The following is a 17476-nucleotide window of genomic DNA, read 5'->3' on the forward strand; positions in this document are numbered from 1 at the left end:
ACTGCCCATGCAGCGCTTCGCAATCATAGGAGGAGGGATAGCGGGACTGACCACCGCAATTGGTTTGAGCCAAATAGGCATCCAAGCAGATATTTACGAAGCAGCGACAGAACTTAAAGGGATTGGTGCTGGCTTTGGCTTGGCGGCAAACGCTATGCAGGCACTTTCCACTCTTGGATTGCAAGCGGAGGTACTGCAATTGGGACACCTACTGCCCGACTACAATATTTTGGACCAGAGGGGCGATGTTTTGATTTCGCCAGATACAGCTCGCCTGAGTAGACAGTACCGTCAAAGCAATTTTGCGATACATCGTGCCGATCTCCATCAATTTCTATTGTCCAAAATCCCCAGCACCCAATTACATCTTGGCAAGCGGGCGATTAGATTGAAGCAAAATGCAAATGGCAGCACCGTCACTTTTGAAGATGGGAGTAGTATTGATGCCGAGTACTTCATTATCGCCGATGGCGTGAAATCTTCACTACGTCAACAGTTAGACCCTACATCAACTCCACGCTACTCAGGATATACTTGTTGGCGAGGCACGCTGGATAACACTCACATCCAATTGAAGAAAGGAACCGAGACATGGGGGGCAAGAGGGCGCTTTGGGATGACACCTTTGGCAAACAACTGTATATACTGGTATGCCTGCGTTAATACGGAAGCCAATAGTACTGTTCACAAAAATTGGAGCATACATGACCTATATCTCCATTTTGCAGCATATCATGCTTCTATTCCAGAGATTATCCTTTCGACCCAAGAAGAGCGCTTGATTTGGAATGACATAATAGATATCAAACCATTGAAGAAATTCGCCTTTGGTTCCATCCTTCTCATCGGGGATGCCGCGCATGCGACTACTCCCAACATGGGGCAAGGAGCTTGTCAAGCATTAGAAGATGCAGCTGTATTGGTTGATGAGCTCAAAAAGGAGAAAAATATCCAAATGGCATTCCTCAATTTTGAAAAAAGACGATTAAAGAGAACCAGGTACATTACCGAAACCTCTTGGATGATAGGAAAGGTTGCACAATGGGAAAACCCTTTCCTTGTAAAAACCCGTAATATCCTGATGAAAAATCTCCCTAACAGACTACAGCAATACAAACTTAATAAGCTGTTGAATGTTGATTTTATGAGCATAAACAATACAAGATGAACGTACATAAGATATTGATTGTCGACGACGTAGACGAGATATTACTGCACAAACTTGCGAACAATGGAATAGCATTTGATTACTATCCAGATATGGACCGCGTTGGAGCCGAAAAGGTAATAAGTGGTTACACGGGCCTGGTTATTCGGTCTAAATTTCAAGTCGACCAACCTTTTATGGAATTGGCTCCCCAACTCGCTTTCATTGCTCGAGCTGGGGCTGGCATGGACAATATTGATGATGTCTATGCTGCTCAGCAGCATATCATGCTTATCAATGCACCGGAGGGAAATCGCGACGCTGTCGGAGAACATATGATTGGCATGCTGCTCAGTCTAATGAACAACCTCAATCGGGGTCATCTTCAGATTCAAAATGGTCGATGGTGGAGAGAAGAAAATAGAGGTTACGAACTGAAAGGTCGTACAGTAGCACTTATTGGATACGGGAACAACGGACAAGCGATGGCTAAAAAGCTATCTGGATTTGAGGTCAACGTAATCGCATATGATAAATATAAGACTGGGTTTTCAGACCAATACGCGCGCGAGGTATCGATGGAGGAAGTCGTCAAGCAGGCAGATATCCTTTCTTTTCACATCCCGCTGACCAGAGAGACAAGAGGTATGATAGATGAGGAATACTTATTCCACTTTCGCAAACCGATTTTCTTTTTAATGGGCGCTCGTGGAGGAATAGTGGATGTCCCTGCTGTATTGAAAGGACTCGATACCGGAAGAGTTATCGGAGCGGCATTTGATGTATTACCCGTCGAAAAATTCCCACCTCTCGCCGAGCAAAGTTGGTATAGTGACTTAATCAATAGAGACAACGTGCTACTAAGCCCACACGTTGCAGGTTGGACATTCGAAAGCTACATCAAACTATCAGAAGTAGTTGCCGATAAAATCATCGACTATTTAAAAGAGAGCGACGGCACCCCATACGAGCACAAATTGTAGAATAAGACTTAAATCCAACAGATAGGTATAGTGATAATGTCCTTGTTTCTTGAACACCAAGAATCGGAGGAATATCGCAATGATTAAATCGGTCAAAAACAACGATATTTTGATTTCCCAACTACAATCTGTAAAAAAAAGCAATATAGCGTGTACCGATAGCAAAAGATAGCATAGTCGCTTCGCATTTCTCTCTCCCAGCATATTGGGAAGTGTCTTCAAGTGATAGTAAGAATCCTGTGCAATATCCCGTATATCAAAAGGCAAGGTGCATATGATTAAAAACAAAAACTTCAGTACCGACAGGCTACTGAGTAACGCTGTATCAATCTGTACTCCCTCGGCATACAATTCGACATAGGGCAACACCACACTACTGCATACCCATATAAAGGCAATATGAAAGATTTTTGCTCCTGGGAGTTGTCTCAGCCCTACTTTGCGATTTTCGTACCGAAATAGGGGTAATCCATACAATACACTGATGACACCTATACCTCCCAAAAACAAAACTGCCCAGAGCTGAATATAAAACAAGCACCACAGCAAAGCAGCAGCAGCGATGATGGCATTAAACCATAACAACCATTCATGTGCAAATACCCACTTTGTGCGTGCGTATTTAGACGCTTGAGGGTCTACCGGCTTAGACCATAATAGACTGAAGTTGTAAAGCAACAGTGTAGCCGCTCCTTCAATCACAACAATCGGATAGTCGATCGCTTGATCAAAGACAAAATAAGTCATAGCACACTGTGCCATTGCTGCACATGCAATGAGCAAATTGGTATATATGGAGATATAAAACAGCTGTCTAATGAACCGCATCCAGACTAGATTTCAAATTGTAATGACAAAATAACAATTGTGTTATGTAAATCATAAATTTCGTGATTAGGTATTTAAAAATTGATATTTAGTAGCGAAAAAAGTAAATTAGTGCTTCATTTATCCAGAATGGACAATATGAATAAATATTTGTCCGATTCAGATAAACATAGGAGATAATTAAGAATAAACCAATATAAAAATGAATCTACAGATTAAATCATTTGAAGAATATCAAGATGCCTACAAAAAGAGTGTAGAAAATCCTGAGGAATTCTGGGCGGGTATTGCCGAGAACTTTTTTTGGAAACGTAAGTGGACAAATGTCCTGGATTGGAATTTTAAAGAGCCGAAGATCAAATGGTTTGAGGGGGGGAAACTTAATATTACTGAGAATTGCTTAGATCGCCATATCTATAACCTTGGGGATAAACCAGCGATTATTTGGGAGCCTAACGACCCAAATGAGGCGCATCGTATCCTTTCATACAAGCAATTGCTTGCGAAAGTGGAACAATTCGCCAATGTATTAAAAAATAACAACATCCGTAAAGGGGATCGGGTTTGTATCTATTTGCCTATGGTTCCTGAGTTGGTCATCGCCGTATTGGCTTGTGCTCGTATTGGAGCTATCCACAACGTTGTATTCGGTGGATTTTCGGCTCAATCTATTGCCGACCGTATCAACGATGCCCAATGTAAGCTCGTCGTTACTTCTGATGGCAGTTTCCGTGGCAATAAGACCATTGACCTTAAGAATATAGTAGATGATGCCTTGTTACAGTGTGACACAATTGAAAAGGTAATCGTGCTTACACGTACACGCACGCCAGTATCTATGATTAAAGGCAGAGACGTATGGTGGGAGGATGAAATCAAAAAAGTAGAGACACAAGGCAACCCTGCTTGCCCTGCTGAAGAAATGGATGCAGAAGATACATTATTTATCCTCTATACGTCTGGCTCCACAGGCAAACCCAAAGGTATCGTACATACTACCGGAGGTTACATGGTATATGCGGGTTACACGTTCACAAATACTTTCCAATATCAAGCTGGAGATGTACATTTCTGTACTGCCGACATCGGTTGGATCACCGGGCATAGTTACATTATCTATGGACCGCTATCCCAAGGAGCCACTTCTTTAATGTTTGAAGGAGTTCCGACTTATCCGGATGCAGGTCGCTTGTGGGATATCGTAGCCAAACACAAGGTGAATATCCTATACACAGCTCCTACGGCTATTCGTTCATTAATGGCTTTTGGAAATGATTTTGTAGAGGGGAAAGATTTGTCTTCGATCAAAACACTAGGTTCTGTTGGAGAGCCAATCAATGAAGAGGCTTGGCATTGGTTTGACGAAAAAGTAGGCAAAGGTCAAGCGCCAATCGTCGATACATGGTGGCAGACGGAGAACGGTGGTCATCTCATCACTCCAATTGCAGGTATTACACCGACTATCCCGGGATACGCCATGCTCCCACTTCCAGGTGTACAGCCTACATTAATGGATGAGAATGGGGAAGAAATAAAAGGCAATGATGTCTCTGGAAATCTTTGTATTAAATTTCCTTGGCCTGGTATGCTCCGTACAACATGGGGTGACCATGAGAGATGTAGACAGACTTATTTTGCAACCTACGAAAACATGTATTTCACCGGTGATGGTTGCTACCGCAGTCCCGAAGGGTATTACAAAATTACAGGACGTGTCGATGATGTATTAAACGTATCGGGCCACCGTATAGGTACAGCCGAGGTAGAAAATGCAATCAATATGCACTCTGACGTAGTAGAATCTGCAATCGTAGGATACCCACATGCCGTGAAAGGACAAGGAATATATGCGTATGTCATTGCCAACCACCATATCGATGCGGAAAGTACGCGTAAGGATATCTTACAGACCATCACCCGGCTGATAGGTGCGATTGCAAAACCGGATATCATCCAATTCGTACCTGAACTACCCAAGACAAGATCTGGGAAGATTATGCGCCGTATCCTGCGTAAGATAGCTGAGGGCGAAGAATCCAACTTAGGCGATACATCTACCCTACAAGACCCGACAATTGTGGAAACGATTGTGGAAGGTGCTAGGGAGTTTAAAAAATAGACACGCGTAGAAAATGTCTACAGAATAGCAAAAGCGCATGACCGAAATTCGGTCATGCGCTTTTGCTATTCTGTGAACGTTTATATTCGTTAAAAATCAAGTTAAGGGGGCGAGCTGTTGCTTGGGATTGGTCTATTCGAAAGGAAAACCCCAATAAAATTCTGTTTTTTCGGTATTTTTTTAGTATTTTGTTTGACTCAAAACTTTTAAACAAAGACTAAATGCTATTTGCCGTTTTATCAGGACTTATAACATCGAGCCTTATTGTTCCATTTGGTAGATTATTAAGGACCAAATGGGGTTTTATTCTCGCATTTTTACCGTTTTTCCTATTTCTATACTTTCTACAGTATACGCCTGCAATAAATGCAGGATACACTATTTATCAGCACATTCCGTGGGTACCCTCTCTTGGCATTGACTTTCAATTTCGCTTGGATGGGCTATCGCTGCTCTTTTCTTTTTTGATTACAGGCATAGGGACTGCTATCTTTATCTATGCGCGTTCGTATATGAAAGACTATGTCAATATGGATCGATTTTTCGGCTTCCTATGTCTATTCATGGCGGCGATGCTAGGCTTGGTACTTTCAGACAACATCTTTTTACTTTTTATTTTTTGGGAACTCACCAGTATTAGTTCTTTCTTTCTAATTGGGTTTAATAATGAAAATAAAGACTCCCGCAAAAGTGCATTGACAGCATTGAGTATAACCGGCTTAGGAGGTTTCTTTTTATTGGCAGGCTTGGTATTAATGGGAAATATAGCAGGGACTTACAGCATCTCTGAACTGGTCGATCAACACGCGACGCTTATCCAGCATCCGCTATACCCTTTGATATTGGGATTAGTTTTCATAGGAGCACTGACCAAATCCGCACAGTTCCCGTTCCACTTCTGGTTGCCTGGAGCAATGAAAGCACCGACACCTGTCTCCGCTTATCTGCATTCAGCTACCATGGTCAAAGCAGGAATTTATCTCTTGGCACGCTTTTTCCCAATTCTTGGGGGGACCGACCTGTGGACTTATCCTTTGTTGATTATCGGGGGGATTACCATGCTCTATGGAGCTATCCATGCGCTATTTCGCGTCGATATGAAAAGCGTCTTGGCCTACTCTACTATTTCGGCATTGGGCGTCCTCACCTTCCTTATTGGATTAGGAACGGAAGAGTCTATTATTGCAGCCTCCGTTTTCCTACTTGTGCATGCACTCTATAAAGCGACTTTATTTTTGATTACAGGCATTATAGACCATGAGACAGGTACGCGCGATATAACTGTACTCCGAGGCTTACGCCAAGTGCTGCTTCCTGTAGCTATTGCAGGGCTTTTGGCATCTCTATCCAGCGCGGGATTGCCCCTTACCCTTGGTTTCATCGGAAAGGATTTGATTTATGAAGCTACTCTACATTTCAAGGACAATCTTGCATTGTTCTTAACTGTAGCCGCCGTAGTGACCAACATCGGTCTGGTTGCTGCTGGATTCATGGCCGGAATTAGGCCATTCGCCGGTACTTTACCCTCTTCATTCGAAAAAATACATCTGCCCGATAAAGCAATGTGGATTCCACCTCTTGTGCTAGCAATCCTGGGGTTGCTCTTCGGTATTTATCCGCAATGGATCGGAGAGCACTTGACCCAAGCTTCGGCTGTAGGTATATGGGGTTCAAAAATAGATGTTCATCTCAAATTATGGCATGGATTCAATACCGTATTGCTTTTAAGTATCATCACGCTAGCCTTAGGAACTATCTTGTTCTTCATCAATAAACCAAACATCAAGAAACTCCAAACGATTGAGCGACTGAAGGCAATCTCGCCTGAATACCTATTCACGTCAATCGGTAAGGCATTCGTCTCTTTTTCGGCCAAATATACCCACACCCTACACAATGGTTATTTGCGGTCTTATCACCTAAAGATCATTCTGTTTGCCGAAGCTCTTTTGGCCTATAAATTATTTTTGAGTGGTCCCGTCTATATTGATTATGATAAGTTATCACCCATCAGTATATATGAGGTCGGGATCGTACTGATCCTTATAGGAGCTTTGTATCTTGTCGTTACGACATCGTCACGACTTACTGCTGTAGTTTCCACCAGTGTTGTTGGATACTCCATATGCTTGATGTTTGTCTTCTACAGTGCTCCAGACCTTGCCATGACCCAGTTTACGATCGACACACTATCGACCGTCCTGTTTGTCTTGGTCCTATACAAGCTTCCTCCTTTTCTGAACTATGTCAGTCCCAAAATATTTTTTAGGGATGCCATCGTCGCACTAAGTTTTGGATGCCTGTTGTCATTGATTGCACTACGTGTACTTCATGAACCTGTAGATACCGTAGTGAGCGATTTTTATGGTGCAAATGCATACCTACTCGCTAAAGGTAAGAATGTTGTGAATATCATTCTGGTGGATTATCGAGGTATGGACACGATGTTTGAGACTGTTGTATTGGCAATTGCAGCCTTAGGCGTCTACAGCCTACTGAAATTGAGGTTAAAATCTTCAGAAAAAGAATAAGTAGAGGTATGCATCTCTTTCAAATCAGTAACTCGACAAATTGAATAAAAAATAAGTGCCCTACTCCTACCGACTGGAAATAGGTGTCACGACAAAAAAAATTTTACGGATGAAAAGTACCATTTTACAAACAGCAGCAGGATATCTGCTTCCCATCCTTCTCCTCTTTTCGGTGTTCTTGCTATTGAGAGGACACTATTATCCCGGAGGTGGCTTTGTTGGCGGGTTGATTGCCTCCATTGCCTTTGTACTCCATAGCTTTGCCTATGGTACCGAGCAGACCATGAAAGTACTTCGGTACAAACCCATATCGTTGATTCCAATTGGCCTTTCCCTCAGCTTTCTCAGCATGATTGCACCATTAGCATTGGGCAAACCACCCATGACTGGTTTATGGGTCGAACAAAAGATACCCGTCATCGGCATGATTGGTTCGGCACTTTTTTTTGATATTGGCGTCTACCTGGTCGTCATCGGTGTTGTATTGACCATTTTGTTTACCATAGCCCTAAATACCGACTAATATGGAATTGATTCTGGTTGTAGTGATAGGGCTTCTATATGCTGCGGGGATTTATATGATCCTGCGACGTAGTATGGTCAAGCTCCTGCTTGGGATTATGTTGCTAGGTAACGGTACCAACATCTTGATTTTTCTATTGGGCAATATTACAAAGGGCAAGCCACCCGTCATTGGTGCCGATTTCAGTGTTTTCAAGGATATCTATGCAGACCCTATTCCACAAGCTCTTATTTTGACCGCTATCGTCATCAGTTTTGGTTTAACGGCATTTGCTATTGTCCTACTAAAAAGGGTATATGCATTGATCAACACCGATGATTTAGATGATTTGAACACTCCAGAAGAAGAAGATTTATGATTGACAATTACATACTGAGCCCTATTTTTATCCATTTATTGACTGCCATTGTGCAGTTGATGTTTTGGCGACGCACCACCACTCAGCGGGTCATTAGTATCCTGGGAAGCTTTTTGGGATTGTCAGCAGCCATCAAGTTGTTTGCAAAAGTATATGACGGCCCTATCCTCACGATGAATGCTGGAAATTGGGACGCTCCATTTGGGATTGTATTTGTTGCCGATATGCTGAGCACGACATTGGTTCTCTTGACCTCGATAGCTTGCTTGGCCGTGTCCATATTTTCGGCTACCGGCATTAGCAGGCAGCGTATACGTTATGGATATTTCCCTATATTCCATTTTTTGATACTTGGCCTTCATGGTGCGTTTCTGACAGGCGACATTTTCAATCTCTACGTTTACTTTGAGGTCATCATCATTTCCTCTTTCGTATTGATGACGCTAGGTGGGCGGCAGGCGCAGTTGGAGGGTGCGGTCAAATATATGGCCATGAATATCTTGGCGTCTACTTTTTTCTTGACAGGAATCGGTATTTTGTATGGCATCACGGGGTCGCTCAATATGGCGGACCTGGCATTAAAAATTCCAAACGTCAAGGACCAGACCCTAGTCGGAATTACTTCGTCATTCTTTATCATTGGATTTGGCATCAAATCGGCGGTGTTCCCGCTATATTTCTGGCTTCCTTCATCCTACCACACCCCACCATCGGCAGTAGCAGCTACATTTGGGGGCCTACTCACCAAGGTAGGTATATATGCCATGTTCAGAGTATTTAGTCTCATCTTTATCCCTAGTCCCTTTACGAAGACGTTGCTCATGACACTTGCCATACTCACCATCCTGACCGGCGCTTTCGGTGCCCTTACCAAGACCAATATCCGACGATTATTTTCGTACCTTATTGTGTGCCATATTGGTTTTATGGTTGGTGGATTGGCCATGTTCAGCAAATTGGCGATTACAGGAGCCGTATTTTACCTGATACACGACATCATAGTGAAGACCAATATGTTCCTTATTGCAGGACTTATCCGACAGCTACGGGGATCGTTGGATATGCTGAAGATCGGGGGACTTTATAAAGACTATCCCAAGATTTCTCTATTGATTGGCCTCGTACTTTTCTCGTTGGTGGGGATTCCGCCATTGTCTGGTTTCTGGCCAAAGATATTTTTGATTCAAGATGCATTCACGCTCCATCAATATGCCTTTATAGGAGCTGTGATTATTGGAAGTTTTATTACCCTGTACGTCATTGCCAAAATGTGGTCGGAAGTCTTCTGGAAGAACCCAAAAGATAGCGACGATATCGAAGACAAATTCATGCCTTTGCCGCTTTATAGAAAAATTCTGCTGGTGAGCCCTATCGTACTATTGGCTACGACAACACTTTATATCGGTCTGAATGCAGAAGCAATCGTCAGAGTGTCGGATAAGATTGCGACAGAGATGTTGGATACGAGTGCCTATATAAAAGCTGTATTGGGAAAATAGCATCGCATTCCACTGAAATTTATACTTAAAGAAAAAAAGAAGATATGATAAAGCACTTTTTAATGAACCTGTTACTCTCCTTTATTTGGGTGGCATTGACGGGTTCGATGTATTATAGCAACTTTCTTTTTGGATTTCTATTAGGATTTTTTATCCTTTGGATTATGAATATCAATGAGTCAGATCATCGATATTTCTATCGGGTTCCGAAGACATTAGGCTTTATCTTATATTTTTTATACGAGATGATAGTTGCCAATATACAGGTTGCTTATGATGTGATTACACCCAAGTACTTTTTTAAACCGGGGATTGTACGATACCCATTGAATGCTAAGACAGATTTCGAGATCAACCTACTCTCCATGGTCATTTCCCTGACACCGGGCACATTGATTATGGACGTGAGTGAAGATAAAAAATCCCTGTACATCCACGTGATGTATCTGAAGGACAAAGACCGATTCATCGAACAGATCAAGAATGGTTTTGAAAGGAGATTATTAGAAATTATACGATGACGCTAGCTACTTATTTTGATTATATTATACTACCGATACTGACTATTTCGGTTATTCTGACGTTCATACGCTTATACAAGGGTCCCAACATTGTGGATCGTGTGATTGCTTTGGACCTGATTATCACCATTGGTATCGGTATCATCACGGTGTATAGCATCCGAACAGGACAGGAGGTCTTGTTGGATGTGGCCATTATCCTTGCGCTGATCGCCTTTCTAGGCACGGTCGCCTTTGCTTACTATATTGAAAAAAAAGACCATCATGACTGATACATTCTTGGCTATTTTTAGCACTATCGGTGCCCTAGCCATCCTATTTGCGGCTATTGGTATCCTTAGGATGCCGGATTTCTATCTACGACTGTCTGTTACCGTCAAAGCGGCGACACTTGGAGTAGGTCTACTCTTATTATGCACAGCGATTATCTTTCCAGATGTATCGGTGACGACCAAAGCCATCGCGATTACTTTTTTTCTGGTACTGACAGCACCAGTTGCAGCCCATATGATCGGACGAGCGGCGTACATCACCCATACTCCGTTGTGGAAAGGCACCATCATTGATGAACTCAAAGGGAAATATGACGATGAGACTCATGAGCTAAAGGGCGACGAGAAAGAATAAGGGGCAGCCCAAAAAGAGCGCCCCCACCATATAATACATGGATAATCAAAACTCAATCCTATAATTGATCGTAGGAATGATACCACTCCATTTTTGTGGCTCTATGATACGCTTACTAAAGTTGTAGCGCATACCGACAGTATTCTCTCTATTTAGCGCATTTTGAATATCCAAGATAAATAAGTGGCTTACCCGTTTGCGGTTGATACGATAACTTGACGAGAAATCAACCCTTATGTATGGATCTGCCGTTAACGTATTGATTCGCTCCTGATCGATTACCTCTTCATCCAAACGAATAGACTCTTCTTCTAGAACGGGTGAATATTTTCTTCCTCCGGCATAAATCAGCTTAGCATTTATCCCAAATAGATTACTTTTATTCCTTCCTACACTCCATTCTTTTCCGACCAATAGATTACCAACATAGCGCGTGTTAAAGGTGGTATTGTATTCTTGACCATTCAGTGCTTTGAATTTGGAATCAAACAAGGAAGAAGTTGCGATGAAATAGTACCCTTTGCTCAGCGACTTTTCAAGCGAAAGTTCTATTCCATAGTTTTTACCTGTCCCCTTGTTGACCAGTTGACGGTAAGTAGATGTTCCTATTGCAGAAATATCCGAAACATTCAGCAAGGAAAAATTAATGGTTGGATCTGCAGATACCGGTACATCATATAAATGCTGATAGTAGACTTCCGTCTTGAATTTAAAGCTACCTCCAAACAATCTTTCGTAGCCCAGTACTGCTTGGGCAGACTTGGTGGGTGATAAAGGTTCAGTCGTTTGCGATTGGTCGATATCAGCGCCACTTTGCGCAAAATAATAAGACAATGGCTCGAGTCGATTATATAGTCCTGTCCCGAAGGAAACCAACTGATTTGGAGTGACTTGCCAATTCAACCCTAATCGCGGTTCTAGACTCCAACTTTTACTCAAGACGAAGTAATTGGCATGTATTCCAGAGTTTAACGTTAATTTGTCCGTCAAGGCTGTCTTTAGTTGCGCGAAAGCATCATAAGTGCTCGTATTACCCTTTTGATTAATCCGTTCTCTCAATCCTTGTTGTTGCGCATCATAGCTTAAAGCATAGAGATCATAATTTAGAAAGCTAGCATTTACCCCTGCTCTTAACGTATGCGTGCTATTCCATATATAATTCAGGCTTCCTGCATATCGCATTGCCGTATTGGTGAATCGATCTTGATGATTAAGCCCTAAGACATAACTTGGCGAGAGCGTATCTGTCCTATTCGAACTTCGACTAGTGGACATGGATACAATATTATTAAAATAGAGCTTACTATTAGCAACATAGAGGTGTTTTAAACCTATACTACCCGCATTAAATCCGAGATTCATGTCGTAGGCATCGGTCCGCTCTTCCCATTTTTGATAATCTCGTTCGGCAGTCTCCTTTATTTTACCCAGTCCACCAATCCCAAATAGCGAAAAAGTTCCGGCTTTCTGGGTGGGGACCACAAAGTTGAACGAGAGGTCTTGATATTTAGGCACACCGGCATCCGACACCTTTACCCCGACCTTTTCTAATAAGCTAAGTGAAGAATAGCGATAGCTAACTAAATAAGACGCATCACTTCCTTTTTTAAAAGGACCTTCTAACGTCGCGCCAACTCCCAATACACCGACGTTGAAAGTATATTCACGTTTATCGGCATTACCTTTTCTGAATTTTAGGTCGAAGACCCCCGAAATCGCATTGTTGTATTCGGCAGCAAGTCCACCTGTATAGAAATCCGAATTCCCGAGTACCATGGTGTTAATCATACTCACGCCTCCTCCAGAAGCACCTTCCATGCCAAAATGATTGGGGTTTACGATCTCTATTCCTTCCAATCGCCATTGTAAACTTTTCGGAGAATTCCCACGTACGATTATTTCATTGTCATCGCCACCGGCGACAACGCCAGGAAAACTTTGTGCCATCCTCGCTGGATCAAAGAACGACCCTGCATATCGATTAGTCTCTTCGGGCGAAAAGGACCGTCCGCTAGTCATAGCCATCTGATTTAGGGGCCGTTTACCGGTGTTGGCATAGACAATGGCTTCATTCAGCTTATTCACTTGTGATTCCATCTCTAAGTTCATTACATTTTCCTTCCCACTGGTAATCAAGACCTCCGAAAGCAAAATGGGTTTATAACCGGTCATGCTAGCTTGTAATACCTGCCGCCCCAAAGATATACCGGCCAAACGAAAAGCACCATTCGCGTCTGTACTGGCGCTCTTGGTTACCGTACTGGATGAAATCGTCACAGTCACACCGACAAGGGGTAACCGGCTGTCGACATCTAGTATTGTCCCTTTTACAGCTTCGGTCAATACCTGGCGACCTTGAGATATAGAATCTTGCCGTTGAGCATTTGCAAACAAATTCTGGAATAGTGATAGGAGGATAAAAATCGATAACCTTTTCATATGGATATTATTTGATTTTCAACTGTCATATGGAATATCCAAACTATATTATTCGCGTTTGTGTGCAGCCCGTGCTACATGCATATTTCATATGGATATTATTTTTTACCCATATGACAATCAACTCTGCTTATACCCTTGCTGTCCATAGAGATTCTCGTCAGCGGTTAATTTCTCCCCCTTAATATCCTACGACTATTGATGGTTCGAATTGTTAAAAGAAATAAAAAGTTGTTATGAAAACTTTTATATGGATTTAATTTAATCGATGTACATCTGAAGTACAAACACCACCCGCAAGTCTAGTATTGTCATGAAGCTTCGAAGTTATTTTGTACACATATGTATTACTAAAAAAATAATCTTAATACCTCCTATTCCATACGCTAGCATTCAAAAAAGAATGTCTATACGATCAAAAAAAGTGATTGTCCCAATAAAATCAATCTTTTATTTTCTCGGGACAAGTGTATGATTCTACCGTTTAACATCTCTGAAACTTAAATAAATGGAGCAGAATTATGAATACACTATTTTCGAAATCGATTTATAAGAAATTATGGATTTGCTGCAGTATCCTATTATACGCAACATCTACAAGAGCAAACATGCGAAATATCGTCAAACTAGATAACCATGCAACAATTACACTCGATGGATATCGTAGCGAATATGCTTATAACCTCAATGTCATCTATTTCGTCCCTGCTGACGGTGATACCATCCCTGGCTACTGCCATCGCATCAGTACCCTCTTACTTTGGGCACAAGAATATACCAAACAGGAAATGGCTCGACATGGGTACCCCGATAAGACATTTGGATTATTGGTCAACAATAAACAGCAAGTCAAAATGCATGTCATCCGATCTCAATACCATCATAGCGAACTGCCATATGAAGGGAATGCAGGTTCCAATCGTGCTCAACATGAAGTGCAAGCTTTTTATGACAACTTTCCAGAAGAAAAACACGGCCAACATACGTTGATTATCTATCCCTCTGCCATGCGGAGCAATGGCATACAACCCCTAGCGGGTACACCCTTTTACGGTGTGGGCAAATATGGACACGCATTGGACTACTCGCTTTTGACACTGGAAAATGTGCAGGCAAATGGCACCATCGGTAATGAAGCCCGTAAATGGTTTGGTGGCATGATCCATGAGATGTTCCATGGATTAAACTTACCGCACAATTCCCTGACAGCCTTTGAAAATGGCACCCCACTTATGCGATTCCATTATCGGCTCGGAAAAGACCCCGTCATCTTGACAGCAGCCGATGCCGCCATTCTCAATGTAGGTCAGATATGCAGCAAAACCAAAGGCAGCTTCTATACCCCTTCCATCAATTCGCTATCTATCGACCCTTTTACATATGACCCTATATCTGGGACTATTCAGGTCAGTGGTTATTTTACGGCTACCCAAGCGGTGAACAGCATAGTTGTATATATCGACCCTTATGAAGACCGAGAAAGAAAAGAAGGTGGGCCAGGTAACGCCAATACCGATTACGACGCTATATCCTTTGTTGTAAAACCATACAACGGTACTTTTAAAACGGTTATTCCAATAGCGGCTCTCAAAAATTTCGACACGAATATCGATCACTACATCCGCATCAATCTACTGCATGAAAATGGGCTCCTGTCCACCAATGTCAGTATGTCATCCTTCCGCTTCACTCGGAATAAAATTCCGGAAATAAACGTCAATGACACACGGTTGGCCAATAAGATTTGATGACCACCTATCAACATCCGTAACTCTCCTACTTTTATTCGGGACAATCTATCTCCACGACCGTCACTATAATCAATTAGGTTAAACTTTACAACCCCAGAAACTGAACGACATGGAAAACACAAACGTAAAAGGAAAGGTCATCCTCATTGCCGGAGGAGGCAAGAATCTAGGAGGCCTATTGAGCCGAGATTTCGCAGCACGAGGAGCCAAACTCGCTATTCATTACAACAGCGAAAGTTCGCGCGTCGACGCCGAAAAAACTTTGGCAGACGTCCGAGACTCCGGCACTGAAGGTTTTCTATTTCAGGGAGACCTGACCAATATCTCCAACATTACCCGATTTTTTGATGAGACATTGGCCCATTTCGGCGGGATAGACATAGCCATCAACACGGTGGGCAAGGTCTTGAAAAAACCATTTGGTGACACTACTGAAGCGGAGTATGATAGTATGAGCGACATCAATGCCAAAGTAGCCTATTTTTTCATACAGGAAGCAGGCAAGAAATTGAACGACGGGGGCAAAATCTGCACCATCGTCACGTCTCTTCTAGCAGCATATACAGGCTTATATTCGACCTATGCAGGCATGAAGGCTCCTGTCGAACACTTTACCCGAGCAGCTTCCAAAGAGTTCGGCCCACGTGGCATATCTGTGACAGCTGTAGCTCCAGGACCTATGGATACACCATTTTTTTATGGACAAGAAAGTGCTGAAGCCGTAGCTTATCATAAATCAGCTTCTGCCTTGAGCGGATTGACGGATATCCAAGATATTGCACCACTCGTAGAGTTTTTGGTAACCGATGGCTGGTGGATTACTGGGCAGACGATATTTGCCAACGGCGGATATACCACCCGATAACGATGGCTATACAAGATAATTTTTGAGTACCAGTACTGGCCGTAGTGGATTTTATCTATCTCCGGCCAGTTTTTTATATACGCCATGACATGCCCCATAAAGTGTCCTGCGGATTCACATTTAGGAAACGCTTTTTAACGTAATACCCCTCGATTCTGTTACCAGACAGCACACTCAGTGTACAAACATAATTTTGGATACAATGACCTTTGACGTCTCCTCAATTAACATCCCCACCCTACGAACTAAATGTTTGATTTCACAATAATCTGTTTGAAGTTTTGAGGATAAAGATTCTTTAAGTTTTTTATAATTAATCGAGGATATAAAGAGCAATGTATTCTTTATCCACTGAAATAGATTCACATCGCTCCTTTTGTAGATAGCAAACAACAAAATAAACTGGCTGACATTAAGCTCATCAACTTAATTCTTTCCTTGAACTCCATTTTTTATATGGATCCACTTCATTACTGTATCATTTTCTGTCAGAGATTTCCATAGCTTCTCCTTATCAACTTTATTGATTCCGACTATTTCAAGTCTGTCAAGATTTACCAGGCATGTTTAAGAGTAACCATCAAAGAGTGTGATTGTCCCGAAAAAAGTACAATAAATCTATGGGAATATCCGCTAAGGAAAGGCCCTAGATAAAGAAAGTAATAAGGATTTATAACAGCAACTTGCTTAGGCCAGAACAAATTAAAACTCATATCTGCTGCCGACAAATTTACCCGGATTATCAAAATTCAATATTTTGGCGGGCACGCCCGCGACTGTGGCTGAAGCCGGCACATCTTTGACGACCACGGCCCCCGCCCCCACGGAGCAATTGTCCCCTAGCTTAACTTGGTTCACAATACATACCGAGGGTCCTATGTAGACATTGTCCCCAATTTCAGCCGCAAGCCCATGTGCCCCAATCGTCGTAAACTGGCTTACATTTACATTATTTCCAATTTTCGTTGTTGGATTTATGATTACCCCTATCCCATGCCCGATATAGAATCCATAGCCTATTTGGGTCTGCACATCTATCTGGATGCCATATTTGCGTGATAGCCGCCAATGCATAAACGTAGCTATTGGGCGGAGCGCACCCTTTACTTTAGCTAAGCGAAACCAAAATGTATAAGCAAAGCAGTGGTTTAGGGCTAATATGCCAAACAATACGATTTTAAGTGGATACGATGTCAACCCATATCGGGTATAGTCACTTTTGATATATTTCCAAGCTACACTATAACTGGGATACTCTTTCATAGTCAATCCATGTTTTCTCAGG

15 protein-coding genes are annotated in these 17476 nt (G+C 42.3%); 12 read left to right on the top strand and 3 right to left on the bottom strand.

All coding sequences use genetic code 11. The features are described 5' to 3' along the window. Nucleotides 1-7 precede the first annotated feature (7 nt). Nucleotides 8-1168 carry an FAD-dependent monooxygenase gene (locus OQ289_RS19300; protein ID WP_270088389.1) on the top strand — a complete coding sequence of 387 codons (1161 nt, stop codon included), beginning with the start codon at nt 8-10 and terminating at the stop codon, nt 1166-1168. Then, nucleotides 1165-2130 (top strand): NAD(P)-dependent oxidoreductase, encoded by a 966-nt coding sequence (locus OQ289_RS19305; RefSeq protein WP_270088390.1) that lies wholly within the window; start codon nt 1165-1167, stop codon nt 2128-2130. Before OQ289_RS19300 ends, OQ289_RS19305 begins: the two co-directional genes overlap by 4 nt. Here OQ289_RS19305 and OQ289_RS19310 read toward each other — a convergent pair. Then, complete coding sequence (locus OQ289_RS19310; RefSeq protein ID WP_270088391.1) at nt 2089-2958, bottom strand: hypothetical protein; 870 nt, start codon at nt 2956-2958, stop codon at nt 2089-2091. The genes OQ289_RS19305 and OQ289_RS19310 overlap by 42 nt on opposite strands. Before the next feature lie 202 nt (nt 2959-3160). Between OQ289_RS19310 and acs the strand changes: the two genes are divergently transcribed. The 8 genes from acs (at nt 3161) to mnhG (ending at nt 11136) form a co-directional block, all read left to right on the top strand. Then, nucleotides 3161-5077 (top strand): acetate--CoA ligase, encoded by a 1917-nt coding sequence (acs, locus tag OQ289_RS19315; protein ID WP_052144249.1) that lies wholly within the window; start codon nt 3161-3163, stop codon nt 5075-5077. 221 nt (nt 5078-5298) lie between these two features. Continuing rightward, entirely contained in the window at nt 5299-7608 is a 2310-nt protein-coding gene (locus tag OQ289_RS19320; protein ID WP_270088392.1) for a putative monovalent cation/H+ antiporter subunit A, read from the top strand. 109 nt (nt 7609-7717) lie between these two features. Continuing rightward, entirely contained in the window at nt 7718-8131 is a 414-nt protein-coding gene (locus tag OQ289_RS19325) for a Na+/H+ antiporter subunit B (protein ID WP_033565448.1), read from the top strand. A gap of 1 nt (nt 8132) precedes the next feature. Further along, entirely contained in the window at nt 8133-8489 is a 357-nt protein-coding gene (locus OQ289_RS19330; protein ID WP_033565449.1) for a Na+/H+ antiporter subunit C, read from the top strand. Then, nucleotides 8486-9988, top strand: a complete 1503-nt coding sequence (locus OQ289_RS19335) for a proton-conducting transporter transmembrane domain-containing protein (protein WP_270088393.1) — start codon at nt 8486-8488, stop codon at nt 9986-9988. Before OQ289_RS19330 ends, OQ289_RS19335 begins: the two co-directional genes overlap by 4 nt. A 44-nt stretch (nt 9989-10032) precedes the next feature. Further along, complete coding sequence (locus OQ289_RS19340) at nt 10033-10509, top strand: Na+/H+ antiporter subunit E (protein ID WP_033565451.1); 477 nt, start codon at nt 10033-10035, stop codon at nt 10507-10509. Next, nucleotides 10506-10781, top strand: a complete 276-nt coding sequence (locus OQ289_RS19345) for a monovalent cation/H+ antiporter complex subunit F (RefSeq protein WP_033565452.1) — start codon at nt 10506-10508, stop codon at nt 10779-10781. Before OQ289_RS19340 ends, OQ289_RS19345 begins: the two co-directional genes overlap by 4 nt. Further along, nucleotides 10774-11136 (top strand): monovalent cation/H(+) antiporter subunit G, encoded by a 363-nt coding sequence (gene mnhG, locus OQ289_RS19350; RefSeq protein WP_033565453.1) that lies wholly within the window; start codon nt 10774-10776, stop codon nt 11134-11136. The genes OQ289_RS19345 and mnhG overlap by 8 nt, the downstream gene beginning before the upstream one ends. Nucleotides 11137-11181: 45 nt before the next feature. Here mnhG and OQ289_RS19355 read toward each other — a convergent pair whose 3' ends face one another. Further along, complete coding sequence (locus OQ289_RS19355) at nt 11182-13575, bottom strand: TonB-dependent receptor (protein ID WP_270088394.1); 2394 nt, start codon at nt 13573-13575, stop codon at nt 11182-11184. Between the two features lie 521 nt (nt 13576-14096). Between OQ289_RS19355 and OQ289_RS19360 the strand changes: the two genes are divergently transcribed. Both OQ289_RS19360 and OQ289_RS19365 read left to right on the top strand, forming a co-directional pair. Further along, the gene (locus OQ289_RS19360; protein WP_270088395.1) at nt 14097-15323 is read left to right on the top strand and encodes a hypothetical protein; all 1227 of its coding nucleotides are present in this window, start codon (nt 14097-14099) and stop codon (nt 15321-15323) included. A gap of 112 nt (nt 15324-15435) precedes the next feature. Then, nucleotides 15436-16191, top strand: a complete 756-nt coding sequence (locus tag OQ289_RS19365) for an SDR family oxidoreductase (protein WP_270088396.1) — start codon at nt 15436-15438, stop codon at nt 16189-16191. A 702-nt stretch (nt 16192-16893) separates the two neighbouring features. Here the strand turns inward: OQ289_RS19365 and OQ289_RS19370 are convergent. Next, complete coding sequence (locus tag OQ289_RS19370) at nt 16894-17454, bottom strand: serine O-acetyltransferase (protein ID WP_270088397.1); 561 nt, start codon at nt 17452-17454, stop codon at nt 16894-16896. Between the last annotated feature and the right edge of the window lie 22 nt (nt 17455-17476).

This window comes from Sphingobacterium sp. SYP-B4668 (genome assembly GCF_027627455.1).
Lineage (GTDB): Bacteria > Bacteroidota > Bacteroidia > Sphingobacteriales > Sphingobacteriaceae > Sphingobacterium.